Below are 20,055 nucleotides of genomic sequence, written 5' to 3' on the forward strand. Positions count from 1 at the left end.
GACTTGGAGCCTATGGGTACTCTCCTGACCTTTGGGAGCGGCCTTCTGTTTCCTTTGATAGTAGAAATATGGGATCTGGTCATAGGGGCTTCTTTCATTTTTATCTCCTTTCTTTCAGTGTCTAACTTTTACACCGCCCACCTCCATTTTACCCTCTCTGTTCTTCCTCCCGGCAAAACTCCCTCTCTCCCTTGATCGGGTCCCATATTTCTGCTATCAAAACAAGGCTATGAAAGTGAGGGAAAACAATGACGAATATTGATCTATGTGGTATTGCTCAATTGCTCCGCACACTGATAAATCAGGGGAAAACCACAGAAAAAGAGGCCCACAAGATTTTGGCCAGGATTGCTACACAGACTGGCGCAGATATTGTTATTTCTTTCTGAATTCTCGCCCTTCTTGATAGCTATTCTAAAGGTAATGTGGTATTGTGTGTGTTACGAAAAAAGGAGGTGAGCTGACATGGCAGAGAAGCGGATGACAGACGGCAGCATGGCGCTGCAGGAAAAACAGTATCGAGTCATAACCATCGAGGCTACCGAAAAGCCTAAGAATGTTAAACTGCGGGTAGCGGCTTACGCCCGTGTCAGTTCGACCTCTGATGACCAGCTCAACTCCTTCGCCGCACAAAATCAGTACTACACCAGCCTGATCTCCAGCAAGGAAAATTGGAGCATGGTGGACATATATGCCGACGAGGGCATCACCGGCACATCAGCTGAGAAGCGTGAGGACTTCCAACGGCTCCTCGCAGACTGCCGCAGAGGTCTGATCGACCGAGTGCTGGTAAAGTCCATCTCCCGCTTTGCCCGCAACACCAAGGAATGTCTGGAGGCGATTCGGGAGCTGAAATCGCTGGGGGTTGGGGTCTGCTTCGAAAAAGAGAACATCGACACAGCAACCATGTCCGGCGAAATGATGACTGCTCTGTTCGCGTCCTTCGCCCAGGCCGAAAGTGAGTCCATCTCCGGTAATATGCGATGGAGCTACCAGAGGAGAATGCAAAGTGGCGAGTTTATCACCTGCAAAGCACCTTTTGGATACCGGCTGAAGAATGGCACCCTTGAAATCGAAGAATCTGAAGCGAAAATTGTTCAACAGATATTTGATATGTATCTGTCAGGGTACAGCAAAGCGGATATCGCCACTGAAATAACAAAGCTTGGAGTGCCAACCAGAGATGGAAAACAATACTGGCAACAAACCACGATAAGCTATGTTCTTCAGAATGAACGATACTCTGGAAACGCCTTGCTACAAAAGAGATATACAACGCAGACCCTACCATATCAGAAAAAAAGAAACAACGGTGAAAAAGATCAATACTTTGTCACGGGAAGTAATCAACCAATTATCAGCCAAGAGATATTCGATGCAGCACAGTCATTAATGCGTAAGCGTGCTCAGAAAATTATAACGGGGACAGAGGTTTCATTGCCGCTGGCAATGAAACTCCAATGTGGTTGTTGTGGTGCATTATTCAAGAAAAAACTACATCATGGGGAAGTGTACTGGACTTGTCGTACACATGATATTGACAAAGGAAAATGTACGATAACACAGATCCCACAAGCATCATTCTACCATGCTTTCTGCCGTCTCTATTACAATCTCAAGCACCACGGAAATCCCATCCTAAACACAATGCTCACCTCACTCCAAGCGATTCGCAACCGTCGAATGCTATGGAGCCTGGATGTTATTGAACTCAACAAGCAAATATCCGAATTGACCAGTCAGAATCAGATGTTGGCCACGCTGAAACAGCAGGGCCTCATTGATCCTGACATTTTTATATCCCAGAACAATGAGCTGACCGAACAGCTCCGTACCGTAAAGCTGAAAAAGGAACGCCTGCTGGCCGCTGACGGCGGCAGCACCATCACCCAAACGCGGGAACTGATGGAAATATTGGATGCAGGGCCGGACTTCCTTGACTGCTTCGATGCGGAGCTGTTCGGTGAACTCGTTGACAAAATCATCGTAGACAGCAACGAGCAGATCCGCTTCCGCCTGAAAAACGGATTGGAGTTGGTCGAAACCATAGAGAGGACGGTGCGGTAATGGGCAATCGAAAGCAGCCCTTTGGGTATCGGGTGGAAATGGGAGAAGTTGTTCTCCACGACCAAGAAGCAAAGCTGGTGGAGTATATCTTCCAACAGTACCTTTCCGGCGCCTCTTTCAACATATTAGTGGCCCAACTGCAGGAGCAGCCAATTCCCTATGACGAGGGAAAGCTATGGAACAAAAACATGGTCGCCCGTATTTTAGAGGATCATCGCTACACTGGAGAAGGTGGTTATCCCGCTATTACTGACCAGGAGACATTGAGCAAAGTTCTTGAAAAGCGGAGTGCAAAACAAGCCCCTGCACAAAAAACAGAAGCGCAAAAGCTCTTGCGCCGGCTCAGCGGCCATAGCCCCACGAAGCAGATGGAACAGCAGGTGCTGAACTTGCTCAATGGTCTGATTGCATCACCGGAACGCATCACGCTTGCAAAACCGGAACATCTGCCCCAAATCCCAGAGCAGACATTGCAAAGGGAATTGGATACCGTGATGGAGCAACAGTCAATCGATGAGCATGCCGCTCAGAAGCTCATCCTGGCCATCGCCGCAACACAATATAGTGCGATAGATCCGAACCAGTATGAAACCATCCGGCTCCGCAGGCTGTTCTCCAAGCATGAGCTTATGACCGAGCTGGACGCTGAATTGCTTCAAAGTTCCGTCTCCGCCATCCTGTGCTACAGAGACGGAACCCTGGATATTCAATTAAAAAACCATCAAATGATAGAAAGAAGTGAAACAGTATGAGAGAAAGCCCGCCTAAAGTCATTACCATTCCCGCAAAACCGGAGGCCGCAGCCCAGCAGACTGTCAAGCGGCAGCTTCGCGTGGCTGCATACTGCCGAGTCTCCACCGACGATGAGGAACAGCTCACCAGCTATGAAGCCCAGCAAAACTACTACACCGACAAGATCATGACCAACCGTGACTGGACTATGGCCGGGATCTTTGCCGACGAGGGCATCACAGGTACCTCAGCTCGCAAACGGCCTGAATTTCTGAAGATGATCCGGATGTGCAAGCAAAAGAAAATCGACATCGTCCTGACCAAATCCATCTCTCGCTTCGCCAGAAATACGGTGGACTGCCTGAACTACATTCGTGCCCTGCGAGAGCTTGGCATCGCAGTGATCTTCGAAAAAGAAAACATCAATACCCTGGAAGCAGACAGTGAGATCCTCATTACCATGCTGGGAGCTTTTGCCCAGGCTGAAAGTGAGAGCATCAGCGCCAATGTCCGCTGGGGCAAGCGCCAGGCCATGCGGGAAGGAAAAGCCATCATTCAGTACGACCGCCTCTATGCCTACGAAAAGGGCGAGGACGGAAATCCTAAAATCATCCCGGAGCAGGCCGAGGTGGTGCGGTCAATCTACCATCAATACCTGACCGGCGCCAGCCTTCGGATGATCAAGGAGCGGCTGGAGGCTGAGCAGATCCCCAATGTGTTTGGAAAAGCTCAGTGGACCATCACAACTATCCGCAGTATCTTGCGGAACGAGAAATACTGCGGAGATGTCCTTCTGCAGAAAACCTATATCAGCGACTGCATCAGCCGAAAGGTCATTCGCAATACCGGACAGCTCCCCATGTATCTGGTACAGGATCATCATGATGGGATTGTAGATCGCAAAACCTTCGATGCCGTACAGGCAGAGATGGCGCGGCGCAGTGCCGGAAAGAGCCCCTCCAAAAAGAATGCGCCCACCGGCATGGCATCCTACGCCAGCAAATATGCCCTCTCGGAGCGGCTGGTCTGCGGTGAATGCGGAACGCTGTACCGCAGATGCACCTGGTCCAAGGGCGGCAAAAAGCGTGTGGTATGGCGCTGCGTCAGCCGCCTGGACTATGGAACAAAATACTGTCACAACTCGCCCACGCTGGATGAGGAACCTCTCCAGCGGTCGATCCTCGCCGCTATCAATTCCGTCATGAGTCAAAAGAGCACTCTTATCCGGCAGATCACATCCGCCATGGAGGTGGAGCTGGCCCCGGTACCCGGTGAGAGCATAAGTCTTGCGGCAATCGAACAGCGGCTGGACGAGCTGAACAACCTGACTCGAGAGCTGGTGGCAGAAGCCGCACGAACTAAGGATGCCGAGGCATACACCGCCCAGCTGCGAGAAATTATGAATGAGGCTGCCGAATTAAAAGAAAAGCGAGCCTATATAGAAGAACAGCGGCAAAATAACACACAGGCAGTCCAGCGCATAGAGGATGCGGCAGCCGCTATGGAACAGGCATCCTGCCATATCTGTGAATGGGATGAAGCCCTCGTCCGGCAGCTGGTGGATACGGTCAAAGTCCACTCTGCCGAGAAAATCACGGTATACCTCCGGGGCGGCGTTCAAGTCGACCAGGATATGATATAATAAGCGAAAGAAGGTGAATCAACATGATCTATGCCACAGGTGATACCCACGGCAACTTTCAGCGATTTGATCCAGAACATTTCCCAGAGCAGGCTCAAATGACCAGGGATGATTTTATGATCATCTGCGGCGACTTCGGCGGTATATGGGAAGGCGGCAAAAAGGATGCCCGCAGCCTGGACCGGCTGGAAAAGCTGCCGTTCACCACGCTGTTTGTCAGCGGCAACCACGAAAACTTCGACCTGCTGGGGAAATACCCCGTAGAGGAATGGAACGGCGGGAAAATTCAGCGCATTCGCCCCCATGTGATCCATCTGATGCGCGGGCAGGTCTTCGATCTGCAGGGATATTCCTTCTTCACTATGGGAGGTGCCAGGAGTCACGATATTGATGACGGTATTCTGAATCCCAACGCGCCGGATTTTGAAGAACAGTATTGGGCTCTCCGAAGAATGGGCGCCCGCTTCCGGGTCAACCACCACTCCTGGTGGAAACAGGAGCTTCCCAGCCAGTCCGAGTACGAGGAAGCTCGCCGCAGCCTGGAACGCATTCACTATGAGGTGGACTATGTGATCACCCACTGCGCTCCAAGCAGCATCGTAGACATACTGGGGAACGGTGGATATGTTCACGACCACCTGACAGACTTCTTGGAGGATGTTAGAGAGCGAGCCAAGTTCCACTACTGGCTGTTCGGACATTACCACGACAACAGAATTATCGATGACCGCTTCGTGCTGCTCTGGGAGCAGATGGTGCAAGTGGTGTAAACAGGCCAAAGAGAAGCACAGGAAATACTCCTGCGTTTCTCTTTGGCCTGTTTCTAAATTAGGCAGGTTCTGCCGGAAAGGAGAAAGCCATGAACATCCGCAAAAACATCGATTACTCCGCTATGTTTGCCGCTATGGATACGGCAATGGCCACAGCAAAGTCTCAGATGGAGCTGTACTGCAAGCTGGGCGCTTTGATCTGTGACAGACCGGAAAAGGGTGCCGCTGTCGCAGCTGCCGAATATCTGAAAAACCGTTACCAGGATGCTTCCGGCTTCTCTCCCCGCAATCTGCGCCGGATGCGGGACTTCTACCGGATGTATGGTGGAAAGCCTGAACTGCTGAAGCTGGCCATGGAGGTCAGCTGGACACACAATGTAGTTATTCTCGAAGCAGACCTAAGTCTGGAAGAACGGCGCTGGTACTTGAGTGCTGTCCAGCAATTTGGGTGGTCAAAGGCTGAACTCCAGAAAAAGATTGCGGCAGAGGCCCATCTGGAACTCCTTCTCGACGAATCAGAGATCTCGTGCTATACTGGATTCGAAGACAGCAAATTGGAGTGTTCAACGCATGATCAAGATACTTTTTCTCTGCCACGGCAACATTTGCAGAAGTCCGATGGCCGAGTTCATTATGAAGGATCTGGTGAAGAAGGCTGGTCTGGAGCAGAGCATTCAGATCGAGTCAGCAGCCACCAGTACCGAGGAGATCGGCAATCCGGTGTACCCGCCAGCTCGCCGCAAGCTGTCCGAGCATGGCATCGATTGCTCCGGCAAGAGAGCCCGCCAGCTGCTGAACAGCGACTACGAGAAATACGATCTCCTGATTGGTATGGACAATGCCAACCTGCGGAGAATGTACCAGATTTGCGGCGGCGACTTTGCCGACAAAATGCACCTCCTGATGGATTTTACAGACCACCCCGGCGAAGTTGCCGATCCATGGTACACAGGCAATTTCGAGGAAACATGGAAAAATGTATTGGCCGGCTGTCAGGGGCTGCTTAACACTTTAAATCTACCCCAGCAATGATTCTGTGGGTGATTATTGTAAGGAGGCGTCCGACATGTGCGACCAGCAAACTTTTCAATTTTTTGCGGAATTGCGAGATACTGAGATTGAACCAAATATCTGGCGCCGCTTTCAAGTAGATAGCCATGCGACATTTGCAGATTTAGCCTATGTTGTAATGACACTTTTTGAGATGCGAGGCGAACATCTATTTGCGTTTCGACTCCCTGAAACAGAGATCGATGGTTCAAAGGCAGACCATATCTACATCAAAGAGATGTTAGAAGTTGGAAAACCCTTCACCATGTTATATGATTTTGGCGATAGTTGGGAAGTACAACTTTGTATGGAAAGCAAAGAAACAGGAGATGGAACTGCACCTAAAGTTCTTAATGGCGAAGGCTACGGAATTATTGAAAACTGTGGCGGAGCTCCAACACTTTCAAGATATACAGGGCCTCTTCCAGTTGACACTTTCGCATTTGACGAGCAGAAATATAAGCAGTTCATCAGAACTTATAAGAAGGAACTCGATCTTGCTTGGTTTGATCTGGACTACATGAATTCCCGGTTAGAGAAGATCCCCAAAACCCTTCGAAACCAATACCAGCCATATCCTTGCAAGGAGTAGCCATATCCCCCTACTTCATGGCCATATTGGTTTGGAGTCAAAAATTCCAGCCGCTGATGGAGCCGATAGCCATTATAAAATGTAATGTAAGGTGTATGCCAGTGAAGCCGATGTTCTGAACATGGCTCTGTTCGGAATGATTGCAAAGCTCAATGCTATCGCTATCAGCCAGATGGAGATCTTGACGCAGGATCACCGGATCGAAGCTCTGGAGGCTCATAGCGGAGAACTATCTCCTATGGAGTAAAAAACTAATAGGCAGGACGCTTGCGAGCGGGTAAAGGCTGTGGCATCTATAGTGTTGCGATGTTCCAAAATACCAACTGATACCGCCTGATAACAGGCGGTATCTTTTGCTTTTAACCGGTTTTTGCAACGGAAAACGGCGTTTTGGAATTCCGGTAGATATACTTTTTGAACTTATGCTACACTATAAACAGGCAAGGGGAGTGGGGCGCAAAGCCCCCGACCCGGCATTTGACGATACCGGTATCCGTCTTTCCAGCGCGGCTGATCGATGCACGCAAGGCGCTGCGGCAGCGCGAGAACCGGCTGTTTTTCGGTAAGGAATCAGGACACGGGTTATGTGCTGACTTGGCCGAACGGCGATCCGTATTTGACCGATTATCTGACCAAGACGTTCAGCACATTCATTCGCAGGAACCATCTGCCCGAGCTGATGCTGCACGGACTGTGGCACACCTTTGCGACGTTCGCCAACTATTCCGGCGCAACGATCTACAACATCAGCCGCTCACTGGGGCACAGCACGGTTGCAGCAATAATGCTGTCAAAAAAACGGGGCGTGGATAGCAGCTTGGCTATCCACGCCCCAAAAACAGGCGGTGGGATGTATTTTCTCCGATCCTCGTATGAAGGTTAGCACAAAAGGGACAAATATAGCTCAATCATAGCTCCTTTGTGTCGCCACTTTTTCCATGACGCAGGCTCCTTGTTTGGGAAACTTTGTATCGTAGTCTTGGAGTGGCTTGATTGCATATGAGGGAAATTATCTTGCGTTGATATCATAGTACCCGCAGAACCGCATGAGCATGGTGGCAACTTGGGCGCGGGTGGCGTTGCCCTGAGGGGTAAGAGTGGAGCCGTCGCCGGTGCCGTTGATGATCCCGGCGCCGCAAGCCCACTGCATGGCGGGGACGGCCCACTCGCTCACTTCAAAGGCATCCGCGTAGCTGAGGATGTTGGTGTCCTCTCCCACGCTCACATCATAGCCCTTGTGCTGGGCATAGCGGTAGAGGATGGACGCAAGCTGCTCGCGGGTGACGTTGTCCTCGGGGCCGAACTGCCCGTTGCCATAGCCGTCCACGATACCCTGAGATGCCGCCCAGTTTACTGCGTCGGCGTACCATGCGCCGGGAGTTACATCGGTGAAACTGCCGCTGCCTGCTGCAGGGTTCTGCTCCAGATTGTGGAGTACCTGAGCAATCATGCCGCGACTGAGGGGGATGTTGGGGTCAAACCGGTTGCTGGCCGTGCCGTTCATCATGCCGTTGTCATAGACATACTTCACAGCCTCATAGAACCAGTCGTCCGCGTTCACATCGGTGAAGGGCAGAGTGTTGATCGGTTCTTCCTTCTCGAAGGCAGCCTTTACGGTGACCTTGGAGGAGGGCATCTTGAAGGTGTACTGAGTATCGCTCACCTTGGTCAGTTCCACCGTCTTGCCGTCCTTATCAGTGACGGTGAGGGTGTTCAGCGTGTATCCTTCGTTGGGCTTGACGGTGATAGTGACGGTGGTACCCTTTGCGGTGTTGCGGTGGGATAGAGTGACGCTGCCGTTGTCCGCGTCCTCTACAGTAATGCCATAGCTGGGGGTGCTCGTACCCGAGGAGACATAATTGGAATAGGACCAACGGTTCGTGCAGGTTTCCTCGCTTCCGTTTACCGGAGTGTATGGATAGCTTCCCGATGTTCTGGCGGCAGGCTGGATGGTGGTGCCGGTGAGTCCTGTCAGTTGGGCGTAGACTTCGCCGCTGCCGGAGAGCGTGAACGACGCGCCTTCCACAGGATTGGCACCGCCATCCGTCTCAAACACATAGACTTTACCGGAAACCGTCATGGGGCCGGTAAATGTGGCGGCGCTGCCCACTTCCATAATGCCTTCCGTCTGGAGCGAACCATTGTTTTCCAGCTTCTTGCCATCGGGCAGAATCAAGGCCGCCCCTTCGGGCACGGTGAGGGTCTCACCGGAGGCCAATGCTGCATTGCCGGGCAGAACGGCATTACCGATCACAGTGCCGGAAGTGCCATAGAACACTACGGAATCGGCGATGACCACTTCTTCATCCTTCCGGCTCATGTGGACCCAAGAACCCTTGATGGAGAAGGTGCCAATACCATTTTTGTTGATGTTGACAAAATCACCTGTATCTTCGTCAGAGGATACGGTAAGGATGCTGTTTTGGATATCGGCGATATCTGTTTCTACATTTTGGCTGTTATTTACGGCAATTCCGCCCAGAGCGGTGACATTGGCACCATCTTGAATCGTAAGGGTCTCCCACACTTTGATGCCTGAATCTGTTTCCGACTCTGCGTAAACCTGGGCCGGACCGCTAATTATCAGGTTGTTTCCCACATACAAGGCGGGGTCAACCTCAGAAAACGTTTTTACCTTGGCATTGCCTTCGATGGTGATGTTTTTGTTATTTCCGGAAATGCCGGAGCTCGTTCCAGAGTTGGCTTCCACAACGGCGTTGCCCGAAATGACCAGATCGGTGCCACAATTTAGGCTATCGCGATAATAGGAGGTCAGATTGACCACCGCATCGCCTGTAATATAGCTGACTGCATCTCCTACTTTATAGCCATACACTTCGATGGCACAGTGCAGTCTGCTGGAAGCGTTGATCTGGCCGCCGGTGAAATTGATAGTTTTACCGCAGTAAATAGCCGGATTACCATAACCGCTTTGCGGTTCGTTTTGAACGACGGCGTTGACCGTACCGTCGGAAACAGAAAAGGTTCCATCATCGCACCGGATGCAGTATCGGTCGGTTTCTTCTGCGCATTCGGCATACGCATTGACGGTACCGCCATCAATGCTCAAGTCATCTCGCCCAACGATGCCGCCGCAGCTATACCGGATAGTTCCGTCAGCCTCCTCAATATAGGTGTTCACGACGGTGTTTTCCCCTGAAATCTCCAAATCTTCCTCTGCCCAAATAGCACAGTCACTGATGGAGACGGCGCTGACGGTGCCGCCGGTGATGGAAACATTATAGCCTGCATAAATGGCAGGAAAATAGCTCTCTGTGGTGACCTGGGCAGTACCGGAAATTTCAACATTTCCCAAGGGGGTATACAGACCATTCCAGTTTTCACTGGTGGAAATGCTGCTCACCACCGCATTACCGGATATGCGGATATCCCCATATCCATAATTAGCGTCATCATAATAATATCCGGCCTGCATACAGGCATATCCTTCCCCATATACCTGAGCGGAACCGCTGATGTCAATATCGCCATCCTGAGCGTAAATGGTGTAATATGTTTCAGAGAAACTTTTTACTACCGCATTTTCGTCAACGCAGACAGCTCCACCGTCAGAACAAAGGGCAATATCACGCGCATCCGCCGTTACATGGGCTGCACCTGTGATGGTCAAGTCCTCCGCAGCAGAAATACCTTGACTGTTTTTGGCATTGACAGTGAGTTTTCCATCCCCGGTGAGGGTCAAACTGCCGCTTTCCGCACGAATGCCCCAATAGGCGCTGGCCGCAGTGATGGTATTGTTCTCCCCCACTATCTGAATGGTCAGCTCGTTCATCTTGGAATGGATAACATGACCTTTGGTGTAGGTATCGATCTTCGCCCCGTTCAGGGTCAGGGTGTTGGTGGTAGCATCATAGGACACGGTTCCGTCGCCCAGCACGTCTGTATAGTTGAGACCGGTGACTTGGATGCCGCCTACCCACAGATCATAGCTCGGCTTGGGCAGCTTGCTGTTGATGGTCTCGGCAATCAGATCGTGGCCGGTCTGGTTGGGGTGGAAGTCCAGATTGGCATCTATCGGATAAAGAGAATTTACATAGGCATTGGTGAGCTGGGTGCTGTTCGCTTTGAACACCTGGTACACATCGGCCACAAGGACGCTTTTGCTTGCGGCTACTTGATTGATCTTTTGGTTCAGCTTCACCACGCCGTTTTCAAAGGCGGTGACGATGCTGCTTGCTAAGGGATATTTGATATGGCTGTACGGGTTATATTGTGTGGCGATCACGATGGTCGCGCCAGCGTTTTTCGTCTGGATCTCGGTAATGATGGCGGTCAGATTGCTTTCAAAGGCAGTCAGGGCCTCTGTTTCTGCTAAAGAGTTGTCAAAGCCGCTTATATAGCTGATGACGCCCAGCAGCAGCTGCTGGTTTTCCTCCTGAGACAGATCCGACAGCGCGGCCTTCAAACGTTCCAGAGTGATATCCGGGTCTTTGGCGGCGTTATATTGTTCCACCAGATACCCATACAATGCGTCCATCAAATCGTTGCCGCCGATGGTGATGGAGATGAGGGCGGCGTCGGAAACATTGATGATGTTGCCGGTCAGCTTGTTTTTCAGCGTTTCAGACGTCTCGCCGTCGGCCGCCTCGTTGACTAGGGTGTAACCCTGAGCCGCCGCCACCTGATTGGCAAAGGGGCTGGAAACTATGGTATTGTTCGGTGCGTAACCAGTGGTAATGCTGTCGCCCAGAGCTAGATAGGTGTCCCCTGATGCTGCCAGAGCCGTCGTTGGCAGCAGCCCAAGACACAGGACCAGAGTCAGACAGATGCCCAAAATTCCTTTTTTCATCTTGTGCCTCCTTTTGGGAGCATGCAAAGAACTTGGGTATGGGCAACCCCATACTGGAAAGGGGGCATAGCCCTTTTTCGGTGTTCTTTTGTGCGCCCATCGTTTTGCCCGGCGTGAGCCGGGCTATATTTTTATTTTAGCATAAAAAAATCTGCCGGACTATTAGCCGTTTTGGGGGTAAAAATAGCTCACGCCCAGGGCGGTTTTCCCTGGGCGTGTGGTTATTGCAGCATGAATTTTTGCAGGTCGCCCCGCCGGGTAATGTCCAGCTTTTTCATGGCGTTGGACAAGTGCCGCTTGACGGTGGCCAAAGAAATGTGCAGGTGTTCGGCAATGTCCGGGTTATTCCAGCCCCGCGCCGCCAGCATGCAGACGGCAAACTCCGTGGTGGTCAGATCATCGGCCACATCGTGGCCGGTTTCCGGGTTGTGGACTTTGCGCCATCCCGCAGAGAAACGGTAGGTGATGTCGATGATACGCTTAAAATCTTCCGGCCACTCAGGCTTGATAACGGCCTCCAGCATCCCGCCCAGCAGCCCGTGGTGTTCGCCAAAGCCCTCGATGAGATCGTCAGGCCGAGCTAACGCCCATGCGGAGAGCAGGTGTGTCTGGGCCTTGTCCGTCTGCTTGAGACCCATGTAGTCCATCACTGCTACAAGGTGTAAGTAGATGGCGGGGATGGGGTAGCGTCCGGCTCCCATGGCCAGCGTTCCCTCCACGATACCGGCGCTGGCGGCGTAGTCCCCCTGTAGGTATCGGTAGTGCGCGTAGACATACAGGGAGAAGGCTCGAAGTCCGCTTGGAAGCAGAGGGAGAAAGCTGTGGACGTCCGGCAGTCCTGCGGGCAACGGCAGATGGAGCAGTACCGCCCCCGCCGCCGCCACGAACGCAGATGCGGCCTCTGTCTCCGGTGATTTTCCCCCACGGGAGAGGGCTGCGTTTAATTCGCTGAGGGCAAAACGCGTCTGCTGGATGCGTCCCAGAGAGAGATTCGCATAGGCGCAGAGCAGACAGGCAGAGAGTCGAGCCCCAGGGTCGGCACTGTTAAGATAAGGCTCCGCTTCATGTGCCGCCGCCTCCGGTTTTCCCGTAAAATAGTGGTATTCCGCCAGGGCGATATCCCGCTGCGCACCCTCTGCCATGGCCTCTGCCGTCTTCCGGCAGTGCCCCGGCACAAAGGCGCTGTTCATCAGGGGCATGAGGTTTCCGCTGCCCGTGAGCAGTATGGACGAGTTCGGCTGGGTTAGCCGGGGGTCTTGAGGCTTTTCCGCGTCCGCAGGGATGGCCCAGGCGCGGGTAAATTTCCGGGCGCCGGGGATACGCCCGGCTGCACACAATTGCTGCACCATCCGCTTTGATACTTTCCATTTATCAGCAGTTTCCTGCACAGTACGATACTCCATGACCGTGCCTCCAAAGGTGTGTTTTTCAATTTCTATTATATGCGCTTACGCGCATAGACACAAGGACGGTTTTGAGAGGGTGGGGATGCGTTTAGGAGCTTTCTCCTATGTTCTCTGGTAATACGGCTTTGTGCTGCACTACCCGAATGACAAAAGCGATGTGACCGTCATCCTCGCTTGTTTTTTCTCATCCAAAACACTGCTTATCCTGTCATCAAACTGCTCCATATATAAAAGAAAAACATTTAGGGCAATATGGTAAGTTGCAATATTAAAAGTAACTAACAAAATTAAATATTGACAAATTCGAATTGTTAGTGTTGCATATATATGTACACTAAATTGCCAAAAAGACATACGTCTTTTTGGAGAGTTTCAAGCACGCCGAACAGGAGCCGCCTATTCAGGCCGCTCCTAAGCAAAAAATATTCTGTTTTGACGGCATTATTGTTTATCGAACCATGGACGGAAAAGCATGTTCGAGGTCTTCCATCCAAGTATTTTGCGGGGGTAATCGTTGATCCATGCCTCTACTTCCGCAATCTGCTTTGCAGACACCTGAGAGAAATTTGTTCCATTTGGGAAGTGCCTGCGGATCAGCTTATTAGCGTTTTCGTTACTACCACGCTCATAACTCCGGTGAGCATGGCAATAGTAGACATGAGTCCGCGCCTTGCGTTTGCGAAGCGCGGACTTTTCCATTCCCTCAAAGTCGGCAAACTCAGAGCCATTGTCCACGGTGATCGTCTGAAAAACCTTCGTAAACTTTTCTGCCCCCATGCTGCGCTCCAGCGCGTTCAATGCACGGACAACGCTGCCGGATGTACGATCACGCATACGCACAATTATTTCCTCGCGCGTGCGTCGCTCAGTTAAAACAAGGAGTGTAGGTTTCAGTCTATCTTTCCTTGAGGTATAGACAGTATCCATCTCCCAATGACCAACCGTCACTCTATAATCGACCTCAATCGGGCGGTGTTCGATACTGGTGCCGCACGAAACACGTTTCTGTATTTCATGTTTTTTTGAACGATTTCTACGTTTCTGTTTGCCTTTGAGCGGCAAATCTTTTTTTTCACATGCTAATACACCATTGGATATGTAATTATACAACGTGCGTGGGCAAATGGATGTTTGAAATACCTTTTTACCGTTACGAATGGCAGCTAAAGCCGCAGATGGAGAAAATTTCTTTTTAAGAATGAATTTTTCCAGTTCTTTAGCGTATTCATGGTCATTACCAATTTTGATTTGCGGCCCTTTTGCTGCAAGATTCGCACGATACCGACGTTCCGCCTTTTCAGGCGAATACCGTTCTTCAGTAGTTAGATCAGAGTTAGTATGTATGTAGCGACCGCGTTTAAGTTCACGGGCGATGCAGACATGGCTGCACCCGATCACATCAGCGATCTGTCGCGTAGTAGCACCTTGCAGGCGCATACGCTCAATGATAAGACGCTGGCTCCATTGTAGATGTTGGCCTTTGTGCCTACGTCGTATAGTTTCTCCTTTAGGTTTGCGCATAATATTCCCTCAACTACATATTGTGTTGTGAAAAATATTATACCACTATATATAGTTTAATGCTTTATCATTTTATCATAGTATTTCACAAAAAATTGATATAAAGTTTGGTCATTCTTCTTTGTGTACTCTATTGACGTATACTCTAATATGGTATATAATAAGATCATAGAGAAAAGATAATACATCGGATTCGTAAAGGAGAATGAAAAATGATGTACACTTGCAAAATGTTTAGCGACAACGCTGGGAACCTCCACCTCGCAATTATCAATGACCGCGGTAAATGTGTATATTATCTGGCCGATCAGGACGAAGAACTTGTACGGGATACCCTGAGCGACCTCAAGGCAGGCGGCGACCCAATCGCGGAAGACTGGGAAGGCGGCGAAGACGATCCGCAGGCATGTCTCCGCTCCATCGAAGATATGGTTGCCGCCTGCAATGGCGGTGCATGGGAAATCGAAGTATAAAAGGAGTAATTGATATGACTAAGTTGATGAAGAGCATCCGCCACGAAATGAACTGGTACGGCCCCCGCCTCCGCTCCGGCCACTACGGCGTCATCGGTTACACCCTCGGCGCTGTCCCGAGCGATTTCAGCTACTTGTGTGGGGTCTGTTGCGATGTGGAATCCGGCATTGTCACCGATATCCGCTTGTATACCGTCGGCGACGCCACGAGTGTCCACGACGCCTATGGCGATTCCATTGATATCACCGGTCCGGTCAAGGAATATCTCTGCAATAAATTGACCTGGGCTGAAATGCTTTCCGCAATCGAAGCTGTTGTAAAGGAGAATATAGAATGACACAGGCTACCTATTCTGAGATGATCCGCTCTGCGGACGAACTGCCGTTTGAACTTTTTCGCTCCCGCTGGCTTCTAATGCCGGAATGCGATAGCATCCTCGGCTTTGATGCATCTAATCTGGATCACAGCGCGGAAGTCCTCCGCACCGTCTATGACGAAATCAACCTGCCGATCCAGTCCCTCCGCGCAGCCTCCGGTCTGTCGCAACGCCGCTTTGCGGATCTCTTTGCTATTCCTTTCCGCACAGTACAAAACTGGGAGGCGCGCGGCGGCTGTCCGATCTATCTCCGGTTGCTGTTCCGACCGCACATCGGCCTGACGCCAATCTCTGAAATTCTCGGCGTTGACCTCACCGCAAAATAAACACCCAAGCCGCCTCATCACGGAGCGGCTTTTTTTATTGCCTTGCGCCATGGCTGCTGGGTTTCGTGTAGACAGCGATATCTGTCATTTCTCTGCATATGCACTTTTTATGCACGACTAAAATAATATACATTTTTCTATTGAACGCACAGGGAAATCCTGTGCGTTTTTGTTTTGCCGAAAGTCGCAAATTTATTATACATTGTGTTCAATAACTTTGAAATTTTATGAACAATTTGTAAACAATCAAAAAATCAATGCAACACACCCCCCTTATAGCAGCTATAGTAGAGGCTTTTTTCAAAACGCCTTTTGGAACAGTCTCAGCTGCACCTTGGAAACTGCATAAAATGGGCGTGCTCCTATGAAGCAAGCACCGGGTAGTTGCTTACCGTTAGGATGAAGGGAAGAGCAACAGCGGGCATTGGCGGCTCAAGACCAATGCACAAAAAACTGATGGGAAATGGAGGTGAAAGAACAGATGACAACGAACGAGCAGATAGATCGAATCGATAGCGATATTGAACGGATGAAGAAAAAGATAAAGCTCCTACAAGATAAAGTAGCAAAACTTTGTGACCGTAAAAAACGGTTGCAGGATCGTGCTCTGCTGGAAACGATAAGTGGGATTGCACCAGACTATGATCAGGCGCAACGATTGTTGTGCAAATTGAAGGCAGAGCAAGAAACCGGACAGCATGCGGACGGAGGTGCAGAACATGGCAGCAGCAGCTCGGAGCGACCGCGTGACGGCTGAGCAAATTGAGCGCGCGCGAGGTGTAGACCTGATTGCTTTTTTGCGCCAGTATGAACCCGGCGAACTAAAGCGTATTGGTCAATCGTGGACACTGAAATCACATGACAGTATGCGAATTTCGGCTGATGGCCGATGGAACTGGTTTTCCCAGCAAATTGGCGGTGGGGATGCAATCAGTTATTTGCAAAAAGTACATAGCATGACTTTCCCCGAAGCGATACGCATACTGGCTGGAGAGGACTATCAAGCATTGCATACCGATGAATCTGCCAGAGAGCCGCCGCGCAAAGAATTTTCGTTACCTCCAAGGAACCAAAACAATCGGCGGGCGTTCGCGTACTTGTGCTCACGTGGTATTGATCCTGAGATCATTAACCATTGCATGAGACGTGGGTTGATATACGAAGATGCGCAGCATCACAATGTGGTGTTTGTTGGTCACGATGAAAAAGGTACTGCGAAGTATGCTATGCTGCGAAGCACGGTATCAACCTCCAGCTTTAAGATCGAACAGGCTGGTAGTGACAAAAGCTACGGCTTCTGCATGCAGGGCCGCGGCTCTACACTGTATGTCTGCGAGGCCGCGATTGATGCCCTTTCGGTAGCCACGCTGCGCAAGCTGGGTGGCCGAGACTGGCGGCAGGACAATTATCTGGCGCTGGGTGGTGTCACGGCATCGGCGGAAAAACTACCGCTGGCGTTGGAGCGGATGCTCCAAAGTTCATCTTTTAACCGGATCGTCTTGAGTTTGGATAACGACGAACCGGGTCAGCGCGCGTCGCGGAATATTTTCGCATTACTCCAAAGACGGTATCCCCAGCTGGAACCGAAAGTCTGTGTGCCGCAAGAAAAGGATTTCAACGACCAACTCCGCGTTAAGCTCCAGCAGAATGCGCAACCACCGCCTTCGCGCGGTACGCGCGAACTTGATTTAGCTAAGTAAAATCTGCTGTTCTCGCAAGCATAGTGTTTTGGATAGCCAAAACACGCTTGTTAAGGGGCGCAGCCCCCTAAAACCCCCAAACGAACAGAACGGAGGAAAACGTAAATGCGCAGACGCGCAAATCAAATCATTATCCGCTTGAATGACGAAGAACATTCTCTCTTAAAAAGAAAAGTGCAGGATAGCGGAATGTCTATGTCGCGGTTTTTTCGAGTGTTGATCCTTTCTGGTGAAGTCAAAGTTTTATCACCTGAGTTTGTGCGTGATATTCAGCGGCAGGTTCGTGGTGTAGGCCGAAATGTTAACCAGCTTACGCGGCTGGCGCATATTTCCGGTAAGGTTTCGATGGAAACTTTGCGTCAAATTTCAGCTCAACAGGAAAAGCTCGAACAAATGCTGGAACGGTTGGAATAATGGCGGTTCTCAAAATACATGTCATTCGTCAGCGATTAGATACGCGCGTCGCATACGTGCAGAATACGCAGAAAACTGCGTGTTCCGGTTTTCACAGTTTGTATGGAATCAAAGATACGTTAACTTCGGCTTTTAATTGTTCGTGCGAAGTAGCATATACGCAGATGCTCGAAACGAAACGGCATTTCAAAAAAACAGACAAGGTACAGGGGTTTCATTTCATTCAGTCATTCAAGCCGGGTGAGGTAACGCCCGAACAGGCGCACCAGCTGGGCTGTGAATTTATCGAGCGATGCTTTGCAAATGATTATGAGGTCGTGATAGGTACGCATACAGATCGCGCTCACATTCACAATCATATCATAGTCAATTCAGTGTCGTTTGTAGATGGACATAAATATCAATCTACACCAGCGTCCTTTTACGAATTACGCGGTATCTCTGATGAGATTTGCAAAGCACATGGGTTATCTGTTATTCAGAATCCAAGTGTCAAAGCCGGAAAGCATTATGCGGAATGGCGTGCGGAGAAAGAAAACCGACCTACACTTCGCAGCATGATCCGTGAGGATATTGATGTGATACTGGCACAGGCACGCACCATGGATGATTTTTGGGATATGCTGCGTGGGCGCGGATATGAAATTCGGCTCAACGAAAAGCGGAAATACGTTACGATCCGGCATCCAAACGGTGAGCGGTTCATCCGCCTGAAATCTCTAGGCGAGAACTATACGCCCCGGCAGCTCGCAGCGCGGATCGCAGCGCAGCGTGGAAATGTTGTTCGGAACATCGAACAGATACGGATGCAGCAGAAAAAACTTGGCCAGCGCAAAAAGTATTACATTATACCGCACACCGCTGCGCCAAAAGGGCGCAAAAAGTTACACGGCTTCCGCGCGCTGTATTGGCGCTATTTGTATATGCTGGGCAAAGTACAAAAACGAAAAGCACCGAGAAAAGTACGCGGTGAAATAATGTCCGAACTGAAAAAGTTGGATCGCTATACCAAGCAGTATTATTTCCTGCGCGACCACCAGTTGAGCACCCGAAACGACGTTGCATTGTATGCAGATGCGGTTGCTGATGAAATTGATATCCTAACAGACCGCCGCGCACGTTTGTATGCAGACAGGTGCAGGCCGGATACCGATCACGCGGCATTGCAAATCGAAACAAAGCAGTTGACCGCTGAGCTGCGCAGGCTGCGAAAGGAGCAGCGTTTATGCGATGTCATCCAGAACACTGCACCGGCTATCAAGGCGCGGTTGAATGCGGCTACAGCGGAACAGAAACGGATTGAACGAAAGATAGGAGGCGATCAATATGAACCCGGAAAGCGGAGCAGCAGATCAGGTTTTTCGCATGGAGCTGATGGTAACGGAATGCGCGGTCAAGATGGCGGCAAATGGCGCGATGAATATCGCGGCACTGCTCGTGGCGGTGCTTCGCAACGAGAAGCAGATCGCGGGAAAGACGGATATTAAAAAAATGATTCAGGAGGGCAAGCCGCTCACTACATTTCCGTTAGAATCTGCAAAGATGAAAGATTTTTCCGATCTCGCAAAACAGTACGGCATGATGTTTTCCATTGTGCGCGATCCCAATAATTCTGATACAGTCGATGTCATTATCAAGCAAGAGGATGCCGGGATTGCAAACCAGATACGAGAGAAGATCGGCGCTACAGCGGAGGTGAGTGAAAAAAACGCGGATGCCGGTCTGTCAGAGAGCGAATCGGTGAAATCCGAGATTACGAATCAGCACGGACCGGCATCAACGATGACTACACCTAAATTGCCGCAGGAACAGGCCGACAGCATGTTGTCTCGGCTGGATGGAATTCGCGCAGCATTGGCGAGCGGTGCTGGATTGGAACAGTGCCGTACCCAATTACACGCGATACAGGACGAACTTGGTCGGGCGCTTGGTATGCCGGAGCGCTCACAGGACAAAGATGCAGCCCAGACCCAGACTGCGACCGCTGAAAAACGAACACCGTATCGGGAGAAGCATGCAGCTCGTACAGATGGCAAGCCGTCAGTGCGTGACAGAATAGCGAGTATCAAAGACCGTCTCGCCCATGAGCCGCAGCATCTCAAACAGCCCCAGCATACTTTTCAGCCGCCGACCGGAAAACATCCAATGGTAAAATAAGAGAGGAATGATAAAAGT

20 protein-coding genes and 1 pseudogene are annotated in these 20,055 nt (G+C 50.7%); 18 read left to right on the top strand and 3 right to left on the bottom strand.

All coding sequences use genetic code 11. The features are described 5' to 3' along the window. Positions 1–248: 248 nt before the first annotated feature. From ACESSO_RS09935 to ACESSO_RS09980, 10 genes and pseudogenes are all read left to right on the top strand, one after another. Positions 249–389, top strand: coding sequence for a hypothetical protein (locus ACESSO_RS09935; protein WP_373164986.1), 141 nt, complete (start codon positions 249–251; stop codon positions 387–389). Positions 390–465: 76 nt separating this feature from the next. Next, positions 466–2,067, top strand: a complete 1,602-nt coding sequence (locus tag ACESSO_RS09940; protein ID WP_373164988.1) for a recombinase family protein — start codon at positions 466–468, stop codon at positions 2,065–2,067. Then, a complete protein-coding gene (locus ACESSO_RS09945) occupies positions 2,067–2,819 on the top strand; it encodes a recombinase family protein (RefSeq protein WP_373164990.1) in 753 nt (250 codons plus the stop codon). Before ACESSO_RS09940 ends, ACESSO_RS09945 begins: the two co-directional genes overlap by 1 nt. Then, the gene (locus ACESSO_RS09950; protein WP_373164992.1) at positions 2,816–4,441 is read left to right on the top strand and encodes a recombinase family protein; all 1,626 of its coding nucleotides are present in this window, start codon (positions 2,816–2,818) and stop codon (positions 4,439–4,441) included. Before ACESSO_RS09945 ends, ACESSO_RS09950 begins: the two co-directional genes overlap by 4 nt. A gap of 23 nt (positions 4,442–4,464) precedes the next feature. Beyond that, positions 4,465–5,211, top strand: a complete 747-nt coding sequence (locus ACESSO_RS09955) for a metallophosphoesterase (protein WP_373164994.1) — start codon at positions 4,465–4,467, stop codon at positions 5,209–5,211. 146 nt (positions 5,212–5,357) lie between these two features. Beyond that, positions 5,358–5,693 (top strand): annotated as a pseudogene (locus tag ACESSO_RS09960) (DUF1016 N-terminal domain-containing protein); the annotation flags it as partial. A gap of 88 nt (positions 5,694–5,781) precedes the next feature. Further along, complete coding sequence (locus ACESSO_RS09965; RefSeq protein ID WP_373164996.1) at positions 5,782–6,243, top strand: low molecular weight protein-tyrosine-phosphatase; 462 nt, start codon at positions 5,782–5,784, stop codon at positions 6,241–6,243. A gap of 34 nt (positions 6,244–6,277) precedes the next feature. Next, positions 6,278–6,853, top strand: a complete 576-nt coding sequence (locus ACESSO_RS09970) for a plasmid pRiA4b ORF-3 family protein (RefSeq protein ID WP_373164998.1) — start codon at positions 6,278–6,280, stop codon at positions 6,851–6,853. A gap of 91 nt (positions 6,854–6,944) precedes the next feature. Then, positions 6,945–7,100 (top strand): hypothetical protein, encoded by a 156-nt coding sequence (locus tag ACESSO_RS09975; RefSeq protein ID WP_373165000.1) that lies wholly within the window; start codon positions 6,945–6,947, stop codon positions 7,098–7,100. Between the two features lie 270 nt (positions 7,101–7,370). Next, positions 7,371–7,736: a hypothetical protein gene (locus tag ACESSO_RS09980; RefSeq protein WP_373165001.1), complete on the top strand. Its 366-nt coding sequence runs from the start codon at positions 7,371–7,373 to the stop codon at positions 7,734–7,736. A 126-nt stretch (positions 7,737–7,862) separates the two neighbouring features. Here the strand turns inward: ACESSO_RS09980 and ACESSO_RS09985 are convergent, their stop codons facing one another. From ACESSO_RS09985 to ACESSO_RS09995, 3 genes are all read right to left on the bottom strand, one after another. Beyond that, positions 7,863–11,663: an S-layer homology domain-containing protein gene (locus tag ACESSO_RS09985; protein WP_373165004.1), complete on the bottom strand. Its 3,801-nt coding sequence runs from the start codon at positions 11,661–11,663 to the stop codon at positions 7,863–7,865. A gap of 221 nt (positions 11,664–11,884) precedes the next feature. Continuing rightward, positions 11,885–13,066: a LuxR C-terminal-related transcriptional regulator gene (locus tag ACESSO_RS09990; RefSeq protein WP_373165006.1), complete on the bottom strand. Its 1,182-nt coding sequence runs from the start codon at positions 13,064–13,066 to the stop codon at positions 11,885–11,887. Positions 13,067–13,510: 444 nt separating this feature from the next. Continuing rightward, a complete protein-coding gene (locus tag ACESSO_RS09995; protein ID WP_373165008.1) occupies positions 13,511–14,590 on the bottom strand; it encodes an IS30 family transposase in 1,080 nt (359 codons plus the stop codon). 212 nt (positions 14,591–14,802) lie between these two features. Between ACESSO_RS09995 and ACESSO_RS10000 the strand changes: the two genes are divergently transcribed. The 8 genes from ACESSO_RS10000 to ACESSO_RS10035 all read left to right on the top strand — a co-directional run bounded on the left by ACESSO_RS10000 (position 14,803) and on the right by ACESSO_RS10035 (position 20,037). Then, a complete protein-coding gene (locus ACESSO_RS10000; RefSeq protein ID WP_373165010.1) occupies positions 14,803–15,063 on the top strand; it encodes a hypothetical protein in 261 nt (86 codons plus the stop codon). 14 nt (positions 15,064–15,077) lie between these two features. Then, on the top strand, positions 15,078–15,401 hold the full coding sequence (locus ACESSO_RS10005) for a hypothetical protein (protein ID WP_373165012.1): 324 nt from the start codon (positions 15,078–15,080) through the stop codon (positions 15,399–15,401). After that, positions 15,398–15,766 (top strand): hypothetical protein, encoded by a 369-nt coding sequence (locus ACESSO_RS10010; RefSeq protein ID WP_373165014.1) that lies wholly within the window; start codon positions 15,398–15,400, stop codon positions 15,764–15,766. Before ACESSO_RS10005 ends, ACESSO_RS10010 begins: the two co-directional genes overlap by 4 nt. A gap of 463 nt (positions 15,767–16,229) precedes the next feature. After that, positions 16,230–16,523, top strand: coding sequence for a hypothetical protein (locus ACESSO_RS10015; RefSeq protein ID WP_373165016.1), 294 nt, complete (start codon positions 16,230–16,232; stop codon positions 16,521–16,523). Beyond that, positions 16,486–17,466, top strand: a complete 981-nt coding sequence (locus ACESSO_RS10020) for a DUF3991 domain-containing protein (protein WP_373165018.1) — start codon at positions 16,486–16,488, stop codon at positions 17,464–17,466. Before ACESSO_RS10015 ends, ACESSO_RS10020 begins: the two co-directional genes overlap by 38 nt. 105 nt (positions 17,467–17,571) lie before the next feature. Further along, positions 17,572–17,880: a plasmid mobilization relaxosome protein MobC gene (mobC, locus tag ACESSO_RS10025; RefSeq protein ID WP_373165020.1), complete on the top strand. Its 309-nt coding sequence runs from the start codon at positions 17,572–17,574 to the stop codon at positions 17,878–17,880. Next, positions 17,880–19,367: a relaxase/mobilization nuclease domain-containing protein gene (locus ACESSO_RS10030; RefSeq protein ID WP_373165022.1), complete on the top strand. Its 1,488-nt coding sequence runs from the start codon at positions 17,880–17,882 to the stop codon at positions 19,365–19,367. The genes mobC and ACESSO_RS10030 overlap by 1 nt, the downstream gene beginning before the upstream one ends. Continuing rightward, positions 19,279–20,037 (top strand): PcfB family protein, encoded by a 759-nt coding sequence (locus ACESSO_RS10035; RefSeq protein WP_373165024.1) that lies wholly within the window; start codon positions 19,279–19,281, stop codon positions 20,035–20,037. Before ACESSO_RS10030 ends, ACESSO_RS10035 begins: the two co-directional genes overlap by 89 nt. The last annotated feature ends 18 nt before the right edge of the window (positions 20,038–20,055 follow it).

The organism is Agathobaculum sp. Marseille-P7918, from assembly GCF_964248325.1.
Taxonomy (GTDB): Bacteria; Bacillota; Clostridia; order Oscillospirales; family Butyricicoccaceae; genus Agathobaculum.